This is a genomic window from Micromonospora sp. NPDC051300, assembly GCF_044455315.1.
GTDB classification, from domain to species: Bacteria; Actinomycetota; Actinomycetes; order Mycobacteriales; family Micromonosporaceae; genus Micromonospora; species Micromonospora robiginosa.
On record NZ_JBITEP010000030.1, the window covers coordinates 45,144 to 62,424 of the forward strand.

At 75.1% G+C, this 17,281-nt stretch carries 20 protein-coding genes; 4 read left to right on the plus strand and 16 right to left on the minus strand.

The window, feature by feature from the left end; genetic code table 11:
• Positions 1-24 precede the first annotated feature (24 nt).
• Positions 25-1,179, minus strand: coding sequence for a polyprenyl synthetase family protein (locus ACIA5A_RS25810; RefSeq protein ID WP_396767023.1), 1,155 nt, complete (start codon positions 1,177-1,179; stop codon positions 25-27).
• Positions 1,180-1,245: 66 nt separating this feature from the next.
• Between ACIA5A_RS25810 and ACIA5A_RS25815 the strand changes: the two genes are divergently transcribed.
• Together ACIA5A_RS25815 and ACIA5A_RS25820 are read left to right on the plus strand one after the other, a co-directional pair.
• Positions 1,246-2,172 (plus strand): phytoene/squalene synthase family protein, encoded by a 927-nt coding sequence (locus tag ACIA5A_RS25815; protein ID WP_396767024.1) that lies wholly within the window; start codon positions 1,246-1,248, stop codon positions 2,170-2,172.
• On the plus strand, positions 2,169-3,491 hold the full coding sequence (locus ACIA5A_RS25820) for a cryptochrome/photolyase family protein (RefSeq protein WP_396767025.1): 1,323 nt from the start codon (positions 2,169-2,171) through the stop codon (positions 3,489-3,491). The genes ACIA5A_RS25815 and ACIA5A_RS25820 overlap by 4 nt, the downstream gene beginning before the upstream one ends.
• Positions 3,492-3,501: 10 nt before the next feature.
• Here ACIA5A_RS25820 and ACIA5A_RS25825 read toward each other — a convergent pair whose 3' ends face one another.
• Positions 3,502-4,602 carry a serine hydrolase domain-containing protein gene (locus tag ACIA5A_RS25825; RefSeq protein ID WP_396767026.1) on the minus strand — a complete coding sequence of 367 codons (1,101 nt, stop codon included), beginning with the start codon at positions 4,600-4,602 and terminating at the stop codon, positions 3,502-3,504.
• Between the two features lie 92 nt (positions 4,603-4,694).
• Here ACIA5A_RS25825 and ACIA5A_RS25830 point away from each other — a divergent pair, with 92 nt between their 5' ends.
• Entirely contained in the window at positions 4,695-6,179 is a 1,485-nt protein-coding gene (locus ACIA5A_RS25830; protein WP_396767027.1) for a dihydrolipoyl dehydrogenase family protein, read from the plus strand.
• Positions 6,180-6,183: 4 nt separating this feature from the next.
• Here the strand turns inward: ACIA5A_RS25830 and ACIA5A_RS25835 are convergent, their stop codons facing one another.
• Both ACIA5A_RS25835 and ACIA5A_RS25840 read right to left on the minus strand, forming a co-directional pair.
• Positions 6,184-6,948: a crotonase/enoyl-CoA hydratase family protein gene (locus ACIA5A_RS25835; protein ID WP_396767055.1), complete on the minus strand. Its 765-nt coding sequence runs from the start codon at positions 6,946-6,948 to the stop codon at positions 6,184-6,186.
• A gap of 42 nt (positions 6,949-6,990) precedes the next feature.
• Positions 6,991-7,188, minus strand: coding sequence for a type II toxin-antitoxin system VapB family antitoxin (locus ACIA5A_RS25840; RefSeq protein ID WP_396767028.1), 198 nt, complete (start codon positions 7,186-7,188; stop codon positions 6,991-6,993).
• Positions 7,189-7,290: 102 nt separating this feature from the next.
• Here ACIA5A_RS25840 and ACIA5A_RS25845 point away from each other — a divergent pair, with 102 nt between their 5' ends.
• Complete coding sequence (locus tag ACIA5A_RS25845) at positions 7,291-8,142, plus strand: Rieske 2Fe-2S domain-containing protein (protein ID WP_396767029.1); 852 nt, start codon at positions 7,291-7,293, stop codon at positions 8,140-8,142.
• Positions 8,143-8,154: 12 nt separating this feature from the next.
• On the opposite strand, the gene ACIA5A_RS25850 is transcribed toward ACIA5A_RS25845, so the two are convergent.
• From ACIA5A_RS25850 to ACIA5A_RS25905, 12 genes are read right to left on the minus strand one after another with little or no spacing between them, the layout of a single operon-like run.
• The gene (locus tag ACIA5A_RS25850; protein ID WP_396767030.1) at positions 8,155-9,171 is read right to left on the minus strand and encodes a LysM peptidoglycan-binding domain-containing protein; all 1,017 of its coding nucleotides are present in this window, start codon (positions 9,169-9,171) and stop codon (positions 8,155-8,157) included.
• A 14-nt stretch (positions 9,172-9,185) separates the two neighbouring features.
• Positions 9,186-9,620: a hypothetical protein gene (locus tag ACIA5A_RS25855; protein WP_396767031.1), complete on the minus strand. Its 435-nt coding sequence runs from the start codon at positions 9,618-9,620 to the stop codon at positions 9,186-9,188.
• Entirely contained in the window at positions 9,617-10,078 is a 462-nt protein-coding gene (locus ACIA5A_RS25860; RefSeq protein ID WP_396767032.1) for a TadE/TadG family type IV pilus assembly protein, read from the minus strand. The genes ACIA5A_RS25855 and ACIA5A_RS25860 overlap by 4 nt, the downstream gene beginning before the upstream one ends.
• Before the next feature lie 5 nt (positions 10,079-10,083).
• The gene (locus ACIA5A_RS25865) at positions 10,084-10,572 is read right to left on the minus strand and encodes a TadE family protein (protein WP_396767033.1); all 489 of its coding nucleotides are present in this window, start codon (positions 10,570-10,572) and stop codon (positions 10,084-10,086) included.
• Positions 10,572-10,781, minus strand: a complete 210-nt coding sequence (locus ACIA5A_RS25870; RefSeq protein WP_396767034.1) for a hypothetical protein — start codon at positions 10,779-10,781, stop codon at positions 10,572-10,574. The genes ACIA5A_RS25865 and ACIA5A_RS25870 overlap by 1 nt, the downstream gene beginning before the upstream one ends.
• Before the next feature lie 26 nt (positions 10,782-10,807).
• Positions 10,808-11,668 (minus strand): type II secretion system F family protein, encoded by an 861-nt coding sequence (locus tag ACIA5A_RS25875; RefSeq protein ID WP_396767056.1) that lies wholly within the window; start codon positions 11,666-11,668, stop codon positions 10,808-10,810.
• Between the two features lie 2 nt (positions 11,669-11,670).
• Complete coding sequence (locus ACIA5A_RS25880; RefSeq protein ID WP_396767035.1) at positions 11,671-12,573, minus strand: type II secretion system F family protein; 903 nt, start codon at positions 12,571-12,573, stop codon at positions 11,671-11,673.
• Entirely contained in the window at positions 12,570-14,114 is a 1,545-nt protein-coding gene (locus ACIA5A_RS25885) for a CpaF family protein (protein WP_396767036.1), read from the minus strand. The genes ACIA5A_RS25880 and ACIA5A_RS25885 overlap by 4 nt, the downstream gene beginning before the upstream one ends.
• Complete coding sequence (locus tag ACIA5A_RS25890; RefSeq protein ID WP_396767037.1) at positions 14,104-14,937, minus strand: ParA family protein; 834 nt, start codon at positions 14,935-14,937, stop codon at positions 14,104-14,106. The genes ACIA5A_RS25885 and ACIA5A_RS25890 overlap by 11 nt, the downstream gene beginning before the upstream one ends.
• Complete coding sequence (locus tag ACIA5A_RS25895; RefSeq protein ID WP_396767038.1) at positions 14,937-15,602, minus strand: SAF domain-containing protein; 666 nt, start codon at positions 15,600-15,602, stop codon at positions 14,937-14,939. The genes ACIA5A_RS25890 and ACIA5A_RS25895 overlap by 1 nt, the downstream gene beginning before the upstream one ends.
• Positions 15,599-16,552, minus strand: a complete 954-nt coding sequence (locus ACIA5A_RS25900) for a hypothetical protein (RefSeq protein WP_396767039.1) — start codon at positions 16,550-16,552, stop codon at positions 15,599-15,601. Before ACIA5A_RS25900 ends, ACIA5A_RS25895 begins: the two co-directional genes overlap by 4 nt.
• Positions 16,546-17,061, minus strand: coding sequence for a hypothetical protein (locus ACIA5A_RS25905; protein ID WP_396767057.1), 516 nt, complete (start codon positions 17,059-17,061; stop codon positions 16,546-16,548). Before ACIA5A_RS25905 ends, ACIA5A_RS25900 begins: the two co-directional genes overlap by 7 nt.
• Positions 17,062-17,281: the final 220 nt, after the last annotated feature.

Here is a 17,281-nt window from a genome sequence, read left to right on the forward strand (position 1 = left end):
CTCCCTTGTTCACGAGGTTGCTCATCAGGCCCGCCGCGCGGTGGCGGCGGTGGCGAGGCCGGTCAGCGCGGTGCGCGCCGTCTCGTCGATCGGTGCGGTGTCGAGCGCGCCCAGCGCCTCGGTCACCCGTTCGGAGATCATCCGTTCCACCTGACCGGCGGCGCCGGTCTCCCGCACCAGGTCGGCCAGCCGGGCCAGCTCGCCCGCGTCGGTGACCGAGCCGGCCCGCTCCAGCGCGCGGCGCTGGGCCGGATCGGCGAGCTGCCGGGCCAGCATCAGCAGCGCGGTCGGCTTGCCGGTGCGCAGGTCGTCCCCGGCCGGCTTGCCGGTGGTCACCGGGTCGCCGTAGACGCCGAGCAGGTCGTCGCGGAGCTGGAACGCCTCGCCGACGGCCAGGCCGTAGCGGGTGTACGCGGCGATCAGCGGGCCGTCCGGGTCGACGCCGCCCAGGCAGGCGCCGAAGAGCAGCGGTCGCTGGACGGTGTAGCTGGCGGTCTTGTAGCGGGCCACCCGCAGTGCCCGGTCGACCGACCAGTTGGCCGCGTCGTTCTCGCCGAGCACGTCCAGGAACTGCCCGGCGACCGTCTCCACCCGCATCTGGTCGTAGCAGCGGCGCACGTCGAGCAGCCGGTCGGCGGGCAGGGCGGTGTGCGCCATCAGCCGGTCGGCCCAGACCATGCAGAGGTCGCCGATGAGCACGGCGACCGCCTCGCCGAAGCGGTCGGGATCGCCGACGTGCCCGGCCGCCCGGTGGCGCGCGGCGGCGGCGCGGTGCGCGGTGGGCCGCCCGCGCCGGGTGTCGGAGGCGTCCATGACGTCGTCGTGCACCAGCGCGAACGTGTGCAGCAGTTCCAGCGCGGCGAGGGCGGGCAGCACCGAGGGCAGCGGCCCGTCGCCGCCGACCACGCCCCGCCAGCCCCAGTAGGCGAACGTGGAGCGCATCCGCTTGCCGCCGGCCAGCACCGAGTCACGGGCCGTCGCGGCGAAACCACCCATGGCTGCGTCGATCTCGGTGAGTGAGTCGACCTCGGCGGCCAGGAACGCGGCCAGCGTGTCGTCGACGCCGGTGATCAGGTCTTTCGTGAACGCGGCCAGCACGCCGTTGACCGGATCGTCCGTCGCTCCCGGCTGTGCCGGCGCGACGCGGAGCGCATTACCCGCAACTGCGTCGTTGGCCATGTGAGGGAGCGTACCCTAGGGTTACGAGTTGCGTCGATTGCTGCGTCGAAAACCCGAGGAGGGCCGGTGGACACGGATCTCACCGCTGCCTATGACCGTTGCCGCGAGCTGCACCGGCGTCACGGCCGTACCTACTATCTCGCCACCCGGCTGCTTCCCGCCTGGAAACGGCGACACGTGCACGCCCTCTACGGATTCACCAGGTACGCGGACGAGATCGTCGACCGCACCGAGGACCTGCCGCCCGCCGAGCGCGCCGCCCGGCTGCGCGGGTGGTCCGACCGGTTCGTCGCCGGCCTGCACGGTGCGTCGGTCGACGACCCGCTGCTGCCCGCCGTGCTGCACACCATCGCCGTGTTCGACCTCGACCGCGACGACTTCGCGTCGTTCCTGCGCAGCATGGCGATGGACCTCACGGTCATGTCGTACCCGACGTACGACGACCTCCTCGACTACATGGAGGGCTCGGCCGCCGTCATCGGCACCATGATGCTGCCGATCCTGGGCAGCACCGATCCGGCCGCCGCCCGCGAGCCGGCCCGCCAGCTCGGGTTCGCGTTCCAGCTCACCAACTTCATCCGGGACGTCGCCGAGGACCTCGACCGGGGCCGCACCTACCTGCCCGACGAGGACCTGGCCAAGTTCGGCGTCAGCCGCGACGACCTGCTCGCCGCCCAGGCCGCCGGGCGCACCACGCCGGCCATCCGCGAGCTGATCGAGTACGAGGTGACCCGCGCCCAGGCGCACTACCTCGCCGCCGCCCCCGGCATCCCGCTGCTCAACCCCGCCTCGCAGGCGTGCATGCGGACCGCGTACGCGCTCTACGGCGGGATCCTCGACGAGGTGGCCGGGCAGGGCTTCGACGTCTTCGTCCGGCGGGCCCTGGTGCCGCAGCGGCGACGGATGTCGGTGGCCGCGCGGGCGCTGCTCACCCCGACCGGCACGCCGGTCCAGGTGCCCGGTCCGGCGCTCACCCCGGCCCTGGCCGGATGACCGAGCGTACGGCGGTCGTGCTGTTCACCCGCGACCTGCGGGTGCACGACCACCCGGCACTGGCCGCGGCCGCCTCCGCGTTCGACCGGGTGCTGCCGCTCTACGTGCTCGACCCGACGCTGCAGAAACTCTCCCCGAACCGCACCCGGTTCCTGCACCAGAGCCTGGCCGACCTGCGCGAGGCGCTCCGCAGGCGCGGCGGCGACCTGGTCGTCCGGCGCGGCGACCCGGTGGCCGAGACGGTGAAGCTGGCCCGCAAAGTGGGCGCCGAGGGCGTCGGGCTCTCCGCCGACGTCAGCCGCCACGCCCACCGCCGGGAACGCCGCCTGCGCGCCGAGTGCGAGCGGCACCGGATGGCCCTGCGGCTCTTCCCCGGGCTGACCATCGTCGAGCCGGGCGCGCTGCGGCCGACCGGCGGCGACCACTACCGGGTGTTCAGCCCCTACTTCCGTGCCTGGCAGGGCGTGCAGCTCCGGGACGAGCTGGCCGCGCCGAAGCGGATCCGGCTGCCCGACGGCGTCGACCCGGGCCGGCTGCCGGAACCGCCGAAGGGCGACAGCCCGGACGCCGCCGAGGGCGGGGAGAAGGCCGCCCAGCGTCGGCTCAAGGCCTGGCTGCCCATGCTCGACCGGTACGACGACATCCACGACGACATGGCCGGCGACGACACCTCGCGGCTCAGCCCGTACCTCCGGTGGGGTTGCCTCTCCCCGCTGGCGGTGGCGAACCGGGCCGGCGACCGCGACGGGCCGTTCGTCCGGCAGCTCTGCTGGCGCGACTTCTACCACCAGGTCGTCGCCGGTTTCCCCGACCTGAGCACGACTGCCTACCGGCGGGGCGCCCGGGAGGACTGGCGCGACGACCCGCACGCTCTCGAGGCATGGACCGAGGGACGCACCGGCATGCCGATCGTGGACGCCGGCATGCGTCAACTGCGGGCCGAGGGCTGGATGCACAACCGGGCCCGGCTGATCACCGCCGGCTACCTGACCAAGCACCTCGGGCTGGACTGGCGGCCCGGACTGGAGGTGTTCTTCCGCCGGCTGCTGGACGGCGACCGGGTCAACAACTCGGGCAACTGGCAGTGGGTGGCCGGCACCGGCAACGACAGCCGGCCCTACCGCGGCTTCAACCCGGTGCGCCAGGCCGAACGCTACGACCCGGACGGCGCGTACGTGCGGCGGTGGGTGCCCGAGCTGGAGTCGGTGGCGGGCAAGGCGGTGCACCAGCCGTGGCGGCTGCCCGACGAGACGCGTCGCACGCTCGACTACCCGCCGCCGCTGGACGTGCCCGGCAGCGACCCGGTCTGGATGCGTTGACCGCACCCGGTCAGAGGCAGGCGTGCAGCGCCTCGACCAGCTCGTCCACCCGGTCGTGTCCGGCCAGCCGGGCCGTCACGTACGCGAAGGTGTAACCGCGCCCCGGGTCGGCCCAGGCGCTGCTGCCGCCGATCCCGCCCATGCCCCAACTGCCGTCCGGCTCCCACTGCATGCCCAGCGTCCAGTGCGCCGTCCGGTCCAGCACCAGATCCGGACCGGCGTACTGCACCCGGGTCGCCTCGGTGACCAACTCCGGGCTGAACAGACGCACGCCGTCCAGGGTCCCGCCGGCGAGCAGACCCGCATAGAGCCGGGCCAGCGCCGACGCGGTGGCGTGCAGGTTCACCGCCGGGATCTCGGCGGCCCGCCACGGATCGCCGTTCACCACCGCCACGTCCCGCCCGCCCGGCGGGTTGTCCAGCGCCCGCGCCCGCAACGAGCCGGGCTCGCCCCGCGTGCGGTCCGGCCAGGCCGGATCGGCGTACGACAGGTCGGCGCACCGCCGCCGGTCCGCCGGCCCGAGCCCGAACGCCAGGTCCAGGCGCCACGGACCGGCGATCTCCTCGGCCAGGAAACGCCCCACCGAGCGCCCGTCCACCCGCCGGACCAGCTCGCCCACCAGGTGCCCGTACGTCCAGGCGTGCTCGCCCGCGACGGTGCCCGGCGGCCACTCCGGCTCGGCCGCGGCCAGGTCGGCGCAGAGCAGCGCCCAGTCGGTGATCGCCTCGGCGGGCCGGGGCACCGGGAAGGCGGGCAGCCCGGCGGTGTGGGCGAGCACCTGCCGCACGGTGGCCGGCGCCCGGAACCCCGGCCAGTACGCGGCCACCGGCGCGTCCAGGTCGACCCGTCCCCGGTCGACGAGCAGCAGCAGGCAGAGCGCCACCACCGGCTTGCCCACCGAGTAGACGTCGACGAGCGTGTCCGGTCGCCACGGCCGGTCCGCCCCGACGGCCGGCACGACCGCGCCCGGCGGGACCGCCGCCATGGTGCCGCCCACCAGTTCCACCACCGGCATGCCGTCGAGCCGGACGGACAGCGCCGCGCCGGTCTCCCGGCCGGCGGCGAACAAGTCGTGGAAGGCGTCCCGGACCGGGGCGAAGCGCGCGTGCATCCGGTCACGGTAGGCCGTCGCACTCATTACCGGCGGAGGAATTCCGGCCGGGTCCGGTGGCCCGGCCTCCGGCGGTGCGGAATGCTTGCGGGATGGCGGAGCCGGAAGTAGTGGACGTGGTCGTGGTCGGGCTGGGCGTCGGCGGCGAGGAGGTGGCCGAGCGGCTCGCCGAGGCCGGCCTCCAGGTGGTCGGCATCGAACGGGACCTGGTCGGCGGCGAGTGCCCCTACTGGGGATGCGTGCCGAGCAAGATGATGATCCGGGCGGCGAACGCGCTGGCCGAGGCGCACCGGGTGAACGAGCTGGCCGGCTCCGCCGAGGTGCGGCCCGACTGGGCGCCGGTGGCGAAGCGCATCCGCGAGGAGGCCACCGACACCTGGGACGACAAGGTCGCGGTGGACCGCTTCACCGGCAAGGGCGGCCGGTTCGTGCGCGGCAGCGGCCGGCTCGACGGCCCGAACCGGGTCCGCGTCGGCGACCAGGTCTTCGAGGCCCGCTTCGGGGTGGTCCTCGGCACCGGCACCCGCCCCTCGATCCCGCCCATCGACGGGCTCGCCGACACGCCCTACTGGACCAACCACCAGGCCATCGAGGTCGAGGAGCTGCCCGCGACGCTGCTGGTGCTCGGCGGCGGCGCGATCGGGCTGGAACTGGCCCAGGTCTTCGCCCGTTTCGGCGTCCGGGTCACCGTGGTCGAGGCGGCCGACCGGGTGCTCGCCGTCGAGGAGCCGGAGGCGTCCGCGCTCGCCGCCGAGGCGCTGCGCGCCGACGGGGTGGAGATCCGCACCGGGGTCAAGGTCGGCCGGGTCAGCCACGACGGCGCCGCGTTCACCGTGCACGCCGACGGCGCCGCGTTCACCGGCGAGAAGCTGCTGGTGGTGACCGGCCGCCGGGCGCACCTGGAGGAGCTGGGCCTGGACACGGTCGGGGTGGACGCCGGCCAGCGCTACCTGGCGGTGAACGACCGGATGCACGTCACCGACGGCATCTGGGCGGTCGGTGACCTCACCGGCGAGGGCGCGTTCACCCACATCGCCATGTACCAGGCCGGGATCGTGGTGGCCGACGTGCTCGACCACATGCGGCGCACCAAGGGCGGCCCGGACGCCAGCGGCACCGCGAGCGTGGTCGGCGGCGCGGCCGGGGTGGTCAGCGCGGTCGGCGGCGCGATGAGCGCGGGCGGCTCGACCGTCGCGCCGGGCAGCGTCCCGGTCGCCGACTACCGGGCGCTGCCCCGGGTCACGTTCACCGACCCCGAGGTAGGCGCGGTCGGCCTGACCGAGCAGCAGGCCCGCGACCGGGGCATCAACGTCCAGGTCGGCCACACCGACCTGACCTCGTCGACCCGCGGCTGGATCCACAAGACCGGCAACGCCGGCTTCATCAAGCTGATCGCCGACGCCGACCAGGGCGTGCTGGTGGGCGCCACCTCGGCCGGCCCGGCCGGTGGCGAGGTGCTGTCCGCGCTGGTGGTGGCCGTGCACGCCGCGGTGCCGATCAGCCAGCTCCGGCACATGATCTACGCGTACCCGACGTTCCACCGGGCCGTCGAGGACGCGCTGCGCAACCTGAAGTGACGCCTCAGCCGGCCGGCGCGCCGTGCCGGCCGGCGCCGGCGGCGAACCGGCCGGCGCCGCGCACCCCGTCCACGGCCAGCGACTCCATGCCGTAGGCCAGCTCCACGGCGAGCGCCTCCGGCTCGGGCCGGCCGGCACCGGCCAGCACGGCCGCGCGGTCGTTACGCAGGCAGGTCTGCGGGTGCCGGGCGATCTCGGCCGCCAGCCGCTCGGCCTCCGCCCGGCCCGCACCCGGCGCGACCAGCCGATTCACCAACCCCATCCGGTACGCCTCGTCGGCGGGCACCGCCCGCCCGGTGAGGATCAGGTCCATCGCCCGGCTCTCCCCGATCAGCCGGGGCAGCCGGACCGTCCCGCCGTCGATCAGCGGCACCCCCCACCGCCGGCAGAACACCCCGAGCGTCGCGTCCGACTCGGCGACCCGCAGGTCGCACCAGAGCGCCAGCTCCAGGCCGCCGGCCACCGCGTACCCGGAGATCGCGGCGATCACCGGCTTGGACAGCGCCATCCGGGTGGGGCCCATCGGACCGTCGCCCTCGGCCTCGACCCGGTTGCCGCGCGGGGTGCCGATCGCCTTCAGGTCGGCACCGGAGCAGAACGTGCCGCCCGCGCCCCAGAGCACCGCGACCGCCGCGTCCGGGTCGGCGTCGAACGCGCGGAACGCGTCGGCCAGCGCGCGCGCGGTCGGACCGTCCACCGCGTTGCGGGCCTCCGGCCGGTCCAGGATCACCGTGGTCACGGCACCGGCGTGCTCGACGCGTACCCCCATGGGCCTCAGCATGCCCGCGACGGCGCCCGACGCGCCAGCGGCTCAGGCTCGCTCGCCGCTTCCGCCGTTCTCATCGGCCGGCACGTGTCCGGCGCGCTCGGCCAACTCCCGGGCGCTGCGCAGTCTCGCGGCACCCTCGCGGAGTGCGGCATTGACCGTGTCGTCCGTCGTCGTGGTGCCGAAGACGCGGGTCGCCTCGGCCAGCGCCGCGTCGTCGACGTCCAGCAGAATCAGCGTCATCGGTGGATCCCTCCCGTCGGTTCAACGCTCGGTGCGGGCTCTCGACGCGGGGTTTTGCGGGGCGTCCGGTTTGGGGGCTCTGCTGCCGGGAAGTCGGAAGAGGTGCGCCGACTACTGACGAAGCTCGAACAGGCATCCGGTCTCGACCGGGTGGGTGACCGGCTGCAACGTGCCGTCGAGGGCACGCTCGGCTCGCAGCGGGTGCGGGACGCGCTGCACGGCGTCTGGCTGGGCCATCCGCTGCACCCCGCGATGGTGCAGGTCCCGGTCGGCGCGTGGATCTCCGCCGCCGTGGTGGACCTGCTCCCCGGGCAGCGCCGGGCCGCCACCGCCCTGGTTGGGCTCGGCACGGTGAGCGCGCTGCCGGCGGCGGTCGCCGGGTGGAACGACTGGGCGGCCCTCTCCCGCGACCAGCGCCGGGTCGGTCTGGTGCACGCCGGGGCCAACGTCGTCGGCCTGACGCTCTACGCCGGCTCGCTCGCGGCCCGGCTCAACGGGCGGCACGGGCTCGGCCGGGCGCTCGCCTACCTCGGGCTCTCCGCCGCGAGCGGCGGGGCCTACCTGGGCGGGCACCTCGCCTACAAGCAGGGGGCGCAGGTCAGCCAGAGCATCTCCGACCTGCACCTGATCGGCGACGGCTGGCACCCGCTGGGCGAGCTGAGCAGCCTGCCGCAGCGGGAGCTGGTCACCCGGAAGATCGACGACGTGTCGGTCGTCCTCTACCGGGACGGCGACGACGTCACCGTGATGCCGGAGCGCTGCCCCCACCAGAGCGGGCCGCTCGGCGAGGGCGAGGTGCGGCAGATCGACGGCCACGCCTGCGTGGTGTGCCCGTGGCACGGCAGCGCGTTCCGTCTCGACGGTGGCCAGGTGGTGCACGGCCCGGCCGCCAACGACCAGGCCGTGCTCCCCACCCGGGTGGTCTCCGGCCGGGTCGAGGCCCGCCTGCCCTGACCCCGGCCGGCCTCAGTCGCGGCGGTGCCGGCCGTTGCCCGGCACCCGGGCCGCCACCGGCCGTCGCCGCAGACCGAGGACGGCGCCGATCTGCGCGCCCACGATGCTCGCCACCGCCAGCACCGCCGAGATGGCCAGCGGGCGGTTGATGCCCTCCTCGGCGGTGGCCCGCGACGCGCCGGCCGCCATGGCCGGCTGCTGACCGTCCGGCGCCTCCACGGTCGGCGTGGCGTCCCGGGCCGGTGAGTCCGGCGCGGGCTTCGGCTTGGGCTTCGCCGCCGACGGCGCGGGCTTCGGCTTGGGCTTCGCCGGCGCCGGTTTCGCCGCCGTGACCACCAGCCGGCCCGCCGCGTGCCGCCGGGCGCCGTCGTCCACCGCGCCGCCGGGCAGCTCGATCAACTGGCCGGGCCGGATCCGGTCCGGGTCGTGCAGGCGGTTCAGCCGGGCCAGTTCCCGGTAGCGGTCGAAGTCGTCCAGGTAGCGGTCGGCCACCTCGCCCAGGTAGTCGCCCTTCGCCACCCGGTACACCGCCGGGCCGGCGGCGTCGGGCGCGGGCGTGGCGCCCCGCGGCGCGGTGTACGCGGTGGTGACCGCCGGCGCGGCCAGTGCCGGCTGCGGGGCGGTCAACGCGGCGGCGCTGGCCGCGGCCGGGCTCGCCGCCAGGATCAACGCCACCGAACCGACGAGCGCGGCGGCGGCCCGCTGCTGGCGGTGCATCCCGGGCAGCTTCGGCGCGGGCCGGCGCAACGCCGACGCGAGCAGCTCCACCACCACCGAGAACGCGAACGTGGCCCAGCCGAACCACCCGACCACCGCCAGCGCCCGCAGGAAGAGCTGCCCGTCGTCGCGGCTGGTCAACGCCGTGCCCACCTCGGCCAGCGTGGGCAGGTGGTCGGGCAGCGGATTGCCGGCGAAGGCCAGCAGCGCGACCGGCCCGCCGGCCAGCACCCCGACCAGCACGACGAGAGCGCCGAGCCCGGTGAGGACCTGACCGGCTCGGCGGGCGGCGGAACGTCCTGGTGCACCCATGGCGGCCTTCCTTCCTACGGTGGTGGCGCGGTGAGCGCCCGAGCGGTGGCCTCACCGGTGACGGTGGCGGTCTTCTGCGCGCCGAACAGACCGAGCAGGTCGCGGCGGTAGGTGATCCGCACGCGTACCCGGATCCGGGTCTCGGCGCCGACCACGGGGAAGTCGACCTCGTGGTCGCCGACCCCGCCGGCGGCGTCGAGGTAGCCGGCGACAGCCACGCGGGCGGCGTCCTGGTCGATCCGTGTCGGGCCGCCCTCGATGGCGCTCGCCCGGTCGATCATCTCGCCGCCGCTGCGGGCCGCCTCGGCGGCCAGGTTGTCGGCGCGTTGCAGCGTGCGCAACTGCCCGGCGCCGTCGTAGGCGAGACTGACGATGGCGAGCACGCCGGTCATCGCCACGGCCAGGAAGAGACTCACCCGGCCGCTCTCCGCCGTCCGTCGCCCGGTCATCCGCGGCTCCGGTAGGTGTCCAGCGGCGAGGTGAACCGCGCCGAGACGGTCTTGCCGCCCGGCACCCCGGGCAGCCCCGGCGCGCGCAGGTCGTCGAAGGAGACCGTGCAGGTCACGGTGACCGTCACGGTCGCCGGCACGCCCGGGTCGCTGCGGTACGCGCCGGCGAAGGTGGCCGGCTTCCCGCCCACCGACCCGGTCAGGTCCAGGCTCGGCGCGGCGGTGCAGCGCAGGCCGGACCAGTTGAGCTGGTCGCGGGCCGCCTTCTCGGCCGCCTGCTCGCCCTCACGGGCCGTCCGGGCGATCGAGGCGGCACGGGCGGCGTCGTGCGCGGCCGACTCCACCGCCTCGTCGGCGACGGCGGTCCGGCCGGCCACCCCGGCGAGCACCATCAACGCGATGAAGGCGGGGGCGAGCACCGCCACCTCGATCGAGACGGAACCCCGGTCCCGGGCCATCGGCCTCACCCCGCGGTCCAGCGTTCGGCGGGGCCGTGCGCGGTCTGCACGACCTCGAGGTCGACACCGGGGATGACCGACAGGGAGCGACCGCGCACCGTGCAGGTGACGTCGGTGGCGGTCTCCACACAGGTCGGTCCGGTGCGGTCCCAGTCGACCAGCCAGTCCCCGGACCGGCGCAGGAAACTGGTCGCCCGGTCCCGGCCGGCGTCGGGCCCGGCGTCGAACGTGCGTTGCGCGTTCACCCCGGTCTGCGCCGCGTTCAGCGCGGTCGACCGGGCCACGAACCAGACGCCGACCTGGATCGAGCCGAAGAGCAGCACCAGGATCACCGGCATCATCACGGCCAGTTCGACCGGGTTGGCGCCCCGTTCGCGCCCGCCCGCGTCGAGGCGGGCGCGCACGGTGGCGGCGATCCGCCCCGGACCGCGCGGACCGGCGCGCCGGCCGGCGGGCGCCGGCCGGCTCCGGAGCGTACGGGCGGGGCGGGGCATCACGGCGCCTTCGGCTGGGTGTTGTTCGGGATGGCCTCCATCCAGTTGTTGGCCCGGGCCAGGGCCAGCCCGGTGACCGCCATGGCCACCGCGACCAGGCCGAAGATGATCACCGCGGTCGGCACCGGGCTGTCGCCGCGCTCGCCGTCGCGGCGCAGTTCGGCGAGGCGGTTGCTCACCGCCGCGTACAGGTAGGTGTAGAGGTACATGGTCGTCTCCTTCTCGGGGGTGGGTGTCACAGACGGGCGATGAACGGATAGACGGCGAAGCCGAGCAGGACGAAGACCAGCAGTGAGCCGGGAATGTCCAACTTGCTGGTCACCCCCTCGGCGCGGGCCAAGTTGTCGGTGCGGATCTGGTCGCGCAGTGAGTCGGCACGGGACCGCAACGTCTCGTGCACCTGGGCGCCCTCGCTGCCGGAGGACCGCATGATGGCGCCCACGTCGCCCAGCTCCGGGATGCCGATCCGGTCGGCCAGGTCCTGCAACTCGTCCCACGGCGAGTGCATCTGGAGCTGGGCGAGCCGCAACGCCTCCCGGATCCGGTCGAAGACCCAGCCGTCGCAGACCGTCGCCGCGCGTTCCAGCGACTGCACCGGGCCGTGCGCGGCGGAGAGTTGCAACGCCACCAGGTCGAGATAGGTGCAGACCGCCGCCCGGAACTCGTCCCGCGCGGCGTCCGCCTTGGCCAGCACCGACCGGTGCGCCACCAAACCGGCGACCAGTGCCAGGCCCAGGCTGGCCAGCACCGGCGCGACCACCGGCATGGTCACCCCGCCGACGAAGAGCAGGGCCGAGACGACCGCCGGGGTGGCGAAGCCGATAAGCGCGGAGAGCAGCACCGACATGGCGTACTGCTCGGGGGTGCGGTCGAGCAGGGCGAGCTGCCGGGTCGGCGGGCGAAGCCAGCGGGCGAACCCGCCCAGCCAGTCCGGCCCGGCGCCGGCCACCGGGGCCTGACCGGGCGGCTGGTGCAGCCGACGCAGGGCCGGCCCGAGCGCCGGGGTGGCCGGCAGCGCCTCCCGGACCACGAGGAAGAGGCCGAGCCCGACCGCCGCCCCGCCGATGACCGCCACCGCCAACTGCCAGTTGATCAGCATTACGCGATCGCCTCCTCCGGGTCGGGCGCCGGCAGGAAGCGCGCCGGGCGGGGCGGTTGGCTCATCGACCGCACCCAGACCAGCAGCCCGACGAACGCCGCGCCGAGCACCGCCATCACGAGCTGCCCGGTCACCGTCCCGTACGGACGGATGTAGTCGCTGTTCACCAGCCCGTACGCCAGCGTCGCGAGCGTCATGCCGGTGAGGAAGCGAACCGCGAAGCGCGGCTGGGTCCGCTTCGCCTCGACCTCGCGCCGGGTCGTCACCTCGGCCGAGGCGGCCGTGGCGATCGAGCCGAGCACGTCGCCGAGGCGCTCGCCCCGGTCGGTGAGGTGCAGGATCAGCGCGGCGACCACCTGGTCGGCGACCGGGTCGGCGATCTCGTCGGCGAACGCGAGCAGCGCCGACTTGGCCAGCCAACCGGCCTGGAGGCGGGCGGCGAGCGTGCGTACCTCCTCCTGGATCTCCTCCGGCGCGGTGGCGATGGTGCCCACGATGGCCTGCTGGAGCCCCTGCCCGGTGGCGGAGATGTCCTTGAGTCGCCGGGTCCACTCGCCCACCGCCTCGACCCGGGCGATGGCGCGTTGCTCGGCCCGGCCGACCGCGAACAGCCACGGCACGCCTGGTACCGCGAGCGCCACCAGCAACCCCACCACCGGCAGCCCGGTGAGCAGGAACGCCAGCGCCCCGACGACCACCGCGGCCACCAGCAGGGTCTGGTGTCGCCGCTGGTCGGCGCGGCCGGCCCCGGAACCGGTCCAGAGCCGGCCCAGGCCCGGCCCGGCCCCGCCCGGCGTCGACCTCGGCGGGCGGCGCGTGCCGACCAGCGCGACCACGGCCAGCACCAGCCCGGCCACGCAGGCCGCGCCGGAGACCAGGGCGATCAGCTCGATCTGCGTCATGCCCGGCCCCCGTCCGGCCGCCGCCCGAGCCGGGTGTGCCGGGGACGCCGCCAGGCGCCCATCCCGGCCTCCACGAACCGGGTCAGCAACCGGGCGTCGTAGCCGACCCGCAGCAACTGGTCGCGGATCCGCTCGGGGAGGTGGCGGGGGACCGCCCGGCCGTCCGGCCCCGGCCCGAAGACCGTGGTGGTGGTGATCCGGTTGCCCTCGCCGACGCCGATGACCTCCTCGACGTGCGAGACGAAGCGGTGCTTGCGGCCGCCGATCGCGGTCTCGTCCTCGACCGTGACGTAGACGATCAGGTCGAGCGCGTTGCCGGCCATCCGCCGCGCCTGGTCGACTGTCATCTCCCGGCCGTGGGAGAGCGCCAGCTCGATGATGCGTTCGCTCACCCCCGCCGCGGTACGGGCGTGGATGGTGCACATCGACCCGCGGCTGGTGGTCATCGCCTGGAGCATCGGCACGATCTCCCGGGACCGCACCTCGCCGACGATGATCCGCAGCACGCCCATCCGCAGCGACACCGGGATCAGGTCGGCGATGCTCACCTCGCCGGCGGGTCGACCGTCCGCGCCGCGTTCGCCGTGCCCCTCCCGGGACTCGAAGCTCATCACCGCCCGGTGCCTGTGCCCGCGCCGGGCCGGCAGCAGTTCCCGGCTCTCCTCCAGCAGCACGTACGGCTCGTCGACCGGGATGTCGGCCATCAGCGCCCGGATGACAGTGGTCTTTCCGGCCCCGGCCAGCCCGGCCACCATGATGTTCAGCCCGGCCCGCAGGGACGCCCGGAGGAAGTCGCGCAGCAGCGGGTCGATCATCTCGTCCAGGTCGGGTCGGCCGCCGGCGATGTCCTCCAGGCTCACGTCGAGCGTGTTGTGCTTGCGGATCACCGCGTAGGGGCGGTGACTGACCAGGAAGACCGCGGCGAGCCGGCTGCCGTCGGGCAGTTGCAGGTCGAGCGTGGGCTTGCTGGTGGAGAGCGACCGCTCGGTGGCGCCGGCCCGACGGGCGGCGGCCTGGAGGATCTCCACCAGCTCGTCGTCGGTCTCGGCGATCGGCTCGGCCCAGTCGACGCCGCCGCCGTGCCGGGTGATGCGGACCTGGTCGCAGCCGAGGATGTGCACCTCCTCGATGCTCTCGTCGACGAGCAGCGTCTGCAGCCGACCCAGCCCGACCAGTTCGGCGGTGACCTGGTCGAGCAGCAGCCGCTCCTCGTCGGCGGGCATCGGCCGGCCGCCCCGGCGCACCGAGTCGGCGTACGCGGAGACCACCGCGACGGCGAGCCGGGCCCGCTCGACCTCCTCGGCGTCGGCGTCGAACTCGCGCCCGCGCTGCCACTGGGTGAGCCGTTCGCTCAGCTCCCGACGCAGCTCGCGGACCACCGCGAAGTCGACCCGGGGGCGCGGTGGCGCCGCCAGCGGCGCGGCGGGCAGGGCCGGCCCGGCGACGTGGTGCCGCCCGTTCGGCGGGGCCAGCGGCGGCACGGTGGAGACGACCCCGGGCTGCTGCCCGCGCGGGTCGTAGGAGACCGGCTCAAACCGCACCGGGCACCCCCTGGGCGCTGGGCGCCGGCGTGGCGGCCGCCGCGGTCGCCCCGGGCCAGGCCAGTCGGGCGCGCCGCCGGTCCAGCAGCGCCCGGACCGGCACCTCCAGCGCGCCGGCCGCGCGCATGAGCGGCCGGCTGGCGCGCACCGTGCCGCCGTGGGCGAGCACCTCGGCGGTACGCGGGTCGTGCGGCAGCCGGGCGATCACCGGCAGCCGCAGCACCTTGCTGATCTCGCTGGTGCCGTGGCCGTCGCCGACCACCAGCAGGCGCAGGTTGCCCGGGGGGACGCGGTGTTCGGTGAGGTCGCGTTCGACGGCCCGGACGGTGGCCCGGGTGGCGGAGAGGTCGGGCAGGTGCGCGCGGGTGACCAGCAGCACGACGGCGGCGGCCCGCAGCAGCGGCCACGGTGGACCGCCGACCGCCAGCCGGCCGCAGTCGACGAGCACGTCGTACGGGGGCACGCCGCGTTCCAGGCCGGTGAAGTAGTCGGCGAAACGCTGCCAGAGCGGCACCAGGCTGCCGGCCTGTGCCGGGTCGACCACGCCGGGCAGCAGCAGCCGTTCGCGGCGCGGCGCGTCCAGGTCGACCAGTTGCGACCAGAACGTGCTCTCCAGGCTGCCGTCGCGAAGCTCGCCGACGGCCAGCTCGCCGATGCCGCGCGGACCGTCGAGCGCCCCACCCAGGTAGCCGGCGAGGATCGAGCCGCCCGCCGGGTCGCACTCGGCCAGCACGAGCCGGCGGTGCCAGCTCAGCGCGGCGGCCAGCGCGGTGGTGGTGACGCCCGGCGAGCCCTTCGCCGAGACCAGGGCGATGATCGCCATCAGGCCGCCTCGGTGAGCACGAGCGCGATCCGGTCGTCCGCGGCCAGCACCACCACCGCCGGCACGTCCCGGACGGCCAGCGCCAGGTAGACCACCACGTCGTCGTTCTCCGGCGCGGCGGTGTCGATCACGGTGGCCTCGAACCGGGTGCCGCCGCCGCGCGTCGCCTCGGCGCCGCTGGCGCCGCTGTCCGGCGTGCTGACCAGCAGCACCTTGTCGCCGGGGTGCAGCTTGCGGGCCGGCACCCGGGCGGTCTCCAGGCCCAGCGCGATCTGCTGCTGGCCGGGGCCGAGCAGCGGGGCGTCGGTGAGCTGGGCCGGGGTGAGCAGCGTGCCCGGGGTGAGCCGGACGGCGGCGCGCAGGCCGACGAGGTCCTTCATCCTGTCGGCCGGCACCGGTCGTAGTTCGCGCCCGCCGGAGACGCGCACCGGCACCAGGTCGTCGGCGGTGATCCGCTGGCCCACCTCGACCGGCCGGGCCACCGCCAGGTAGCTGCCGGTGGAGCGCACCGAGGTGACCGCGAACGCCGCGCCGAGGCCGCCGAGCGCGATCAGCAGGATCGCGAGGCCGAGCAGGCCGGGCCGGATCCGCCGCTGCCGGACCACCTTGGGCGGCGCGACGGGCGCCTCCACCGGGGTCCCGTTCCGGGCTGCCACGACACTCATCGGGTCACCACCTGAAGCTCGTTGATCTGCACCGGGACGATGCCGCTGACCCGGCTCTGGGCGATCTCGCCGCTCTCCCCGCCGCTGGACGTCCACTCGACGGTCCAGAACGTGGTGGCGTAGACCTGGTAGGTGCGCGCCTGGGCGTAGCCGTGCGGGAGGCCGCAGTCCGGCGAGGGGGCCCCGGCGTGCGGCCCGTCCGCCCGGTAGGGGGTGCCCGGCCCGGTGCAGGTGACGTCGAGGCCGTCGGCCATGTGCCAGACGATCCGGGTCACCTTCGCGGTGATGGTGACGGTCAGCCCGCGGTCCGAGGCCGAGGCGGACAGCGGCCCGAAGTAGGAGGCGCCGGGGCTGGCCCACATCCAGACCGGCAGGCCGACCAGACCGGGGCCCTTGCTGCGCCGGGGCGCGACCGAGACGCGGGGCCGCAGCAGCGAGATCGAGGCGAGCGCGCGCCGGGCCAGCTCCTCCGGGTCGGGCGGTGTGCCGTAGCCGGGCGGCGGGGCGTCGAGCAGCACGAGCGTCTGCTGCCCGGTGGCGCCGCCGTTGCAGCTCGCCACGTAGTACTGCTTGCCGGGGGGCGGGTCCCCCTGCGGCTCGGCCAGCTTGTAGTAGCAGCCGTCGCTGTTGTTGAACCAGCCGAGCAGGTCGTCGTAACAGGGGATGACCCGGCCGTTCCACTGGCACTTCGCGGTGCCGCCGCCGTTGCCGCCCCCGCCGCCGTCGTTCCCGCCGCCGCCGGGCCCGGGGCCGCCGGGAAGGCCCGGGTCGTCGTCCCAGACGTCGCAGTCGGTCTGCCCCGGAGGGCAGGAGCCGCCCGGGTCGGCGGCCCGCGCCGGCGCGCCGGTCAGCATGAGCAACGCCGCCAGGCCGGCGGCGAACCATCGCCGGTGGGACGTCCCGGCCCGGGTCCGCTGGGCCGGGACGCCCTCTCCTCCCCAGGTCAGCACGGCTGGTCCTGGTGTGCCGCGCCGGAGTTGACCAACCATCGGCCGTCCGGGTAGCGGGCCGCGGTCGCGGTGGCGAGGTAGCGCCCGCCGCGGGTGCCGGGCACGGTCTTGCGGTCCTTGGCGTAGACCAGCCGGTAGCCGCTCGCGTCCAGGCAGTCCTGGATCTCGACGGTGGGCGGGTCGGCGGCCAGGTCGACCGAGACGACGGTCGGGTCGGAAACGAGTTTTCCGGTACGCATCGCGCCGTGCTCCTTCGCGTCACGAATTGCCACCCGCACCCGGGTCAGCAGCGGATCGGCCAGAAATCGGTCCAGTGCGGGATGGCCGGGATCGCTGCGCGCACTCGCCGCCCGAGAGGCGTCGAGATATCCGGAATAGGCGGCGAGTGCCGCCTTTTCGGCGGCGCGCTCGTCGGCGGTGGAATGGGTGGCGGGTGCGGCGGCGCCCCCGGCCAGCGGGCCGGCGGCCACCTCGGGCCCGCCGCCGCAGCCGGCCGTGCCGGCCACCAGTGCAAGGCTGAGCAGGCAGATTTCCCATCGGCGGGATTGCCATACGCGCAAAGCCGAGCCCTCCTCGGTGCCGGCCCGGTGCGGTCGCGTGGGTCCGCCCCGGGCATGCGGAAGCACGCCCGGATCTGTCCGACCGGGCCTCGACGGCCACCGCTTGCATTTACCTGTGCTGATCTTTGTCGAATGTGGAGCTGATGTCCTCGGTCGGCCTCCGACGCCA

Excerpts from the sequence above, each read along its gene's own strand:
- ACIA5A_RS25860 (WP_396767032.1), bottom strand. The coding sequence starts at position 10,078 with ATGGCCCGGGACCGGGGTTCCGTCTCGATCGAGGTGGCGGTGCTCGCC.
- ACIA5A_RS25850 (WP_396767030.1), bottom strand. The coding sequence starts at position 9,171 with ATGGGTGCACCAGGACGTTCCGCCGCCCGCCGAGCCGGTCAGGTCCTC.
- ACIA5A_RS25835 (WP_396767055.1), bottom strand. The coding sequence starts at position 6,948 with ATGGGGGTACGCGTCGAGCACGCCGGTGCCGTGACCACGGTGATCCTG.
- ACIA5A_RS25810 (WP_396767023.1), bottom strand. The coding sequence starts at position 1,179 with ATGGCCAACGACGCAGTTGCGGGTAATGCGCTCCGCGTCGCGCCGGCA.
- ACIA5A_RS25830 (WP_396767027.1), top strand. The coding sequence starts at position 4,695 with ATGGCGGAGCCGGAAGTAGTGGACGTGGTCGTGGTCGGGCTGGGCGTC.
- ACIA5A_RS25820 (WP_396767025.1), top strand. The coding sequence starts at position 2,169 with ATGACCGAGCGTACGGCGGTCGTGCTGTTCACCCGCGACCTGCGGGTG.
- ACIA5A_RS25840 (WP_396767028.1), bottom strand. The coding sequence starts at position 7,188 with ATGACGCTGATTCTGCTGGACGTCGACGACGCGGCGCTGGCCGAGGCG.
- ACIA5A_RS25865 (WP_396767033.1), bottom strand. The coding sequence starts at position 10,572 with ATGCCCCGCCCCGCCCGTACGCTCCGGAGCCGGCCGGCGCCCGCCGGC.
- ACIA5A_RS25855 (WP_396767031.1), bottom strand. The coding sequence starts at position 9,620 with ATGACCGGGCGACGGACGGCGGAGAGCGGCCGGGTGAGTCTCTTCCTG.
- ACIA5A_RS25870 (WP_396767034.1), bottom strand. The coding sequence starts at position 10,781 with ATGTACCTCTACACCTACCTGTACGCGGCGGTGAGCAACCGCCTCGCC.
- ACIA5A_RS25895 (WP_396767038.1), bottom strand. The coding sequence starts at position 15,602 with ATGAGTGTCGTGGCAGCCCGGAACGGGACCCCGGTGGAGGCGCCCGTC.
- ACIA5A_RS25825 (WP_396767026.1), bottom strand. The coding sequence starts at position 4,602 with ATGCACGCGCGCTTCGCCCCGGTCCGGGACGCCTTCCACGACTTGTTC.
- ACIA5A_RS25890 (WP_396767037.1), bottom strand. The coding sequence starts at position 14,937 with ATGGCGATCATCGCCCTGGTCTCGGCGAAGGGCTCGCCGGGCGTCACC.
- ACIA5A_RS25880 (WP_396767035.1), bottom strand. The coding sequence starts at position 12,573 with ATGACGCAGATCGAGCTGATCGCCCTGGTCTCCGGCGCGGCCTGCGTG.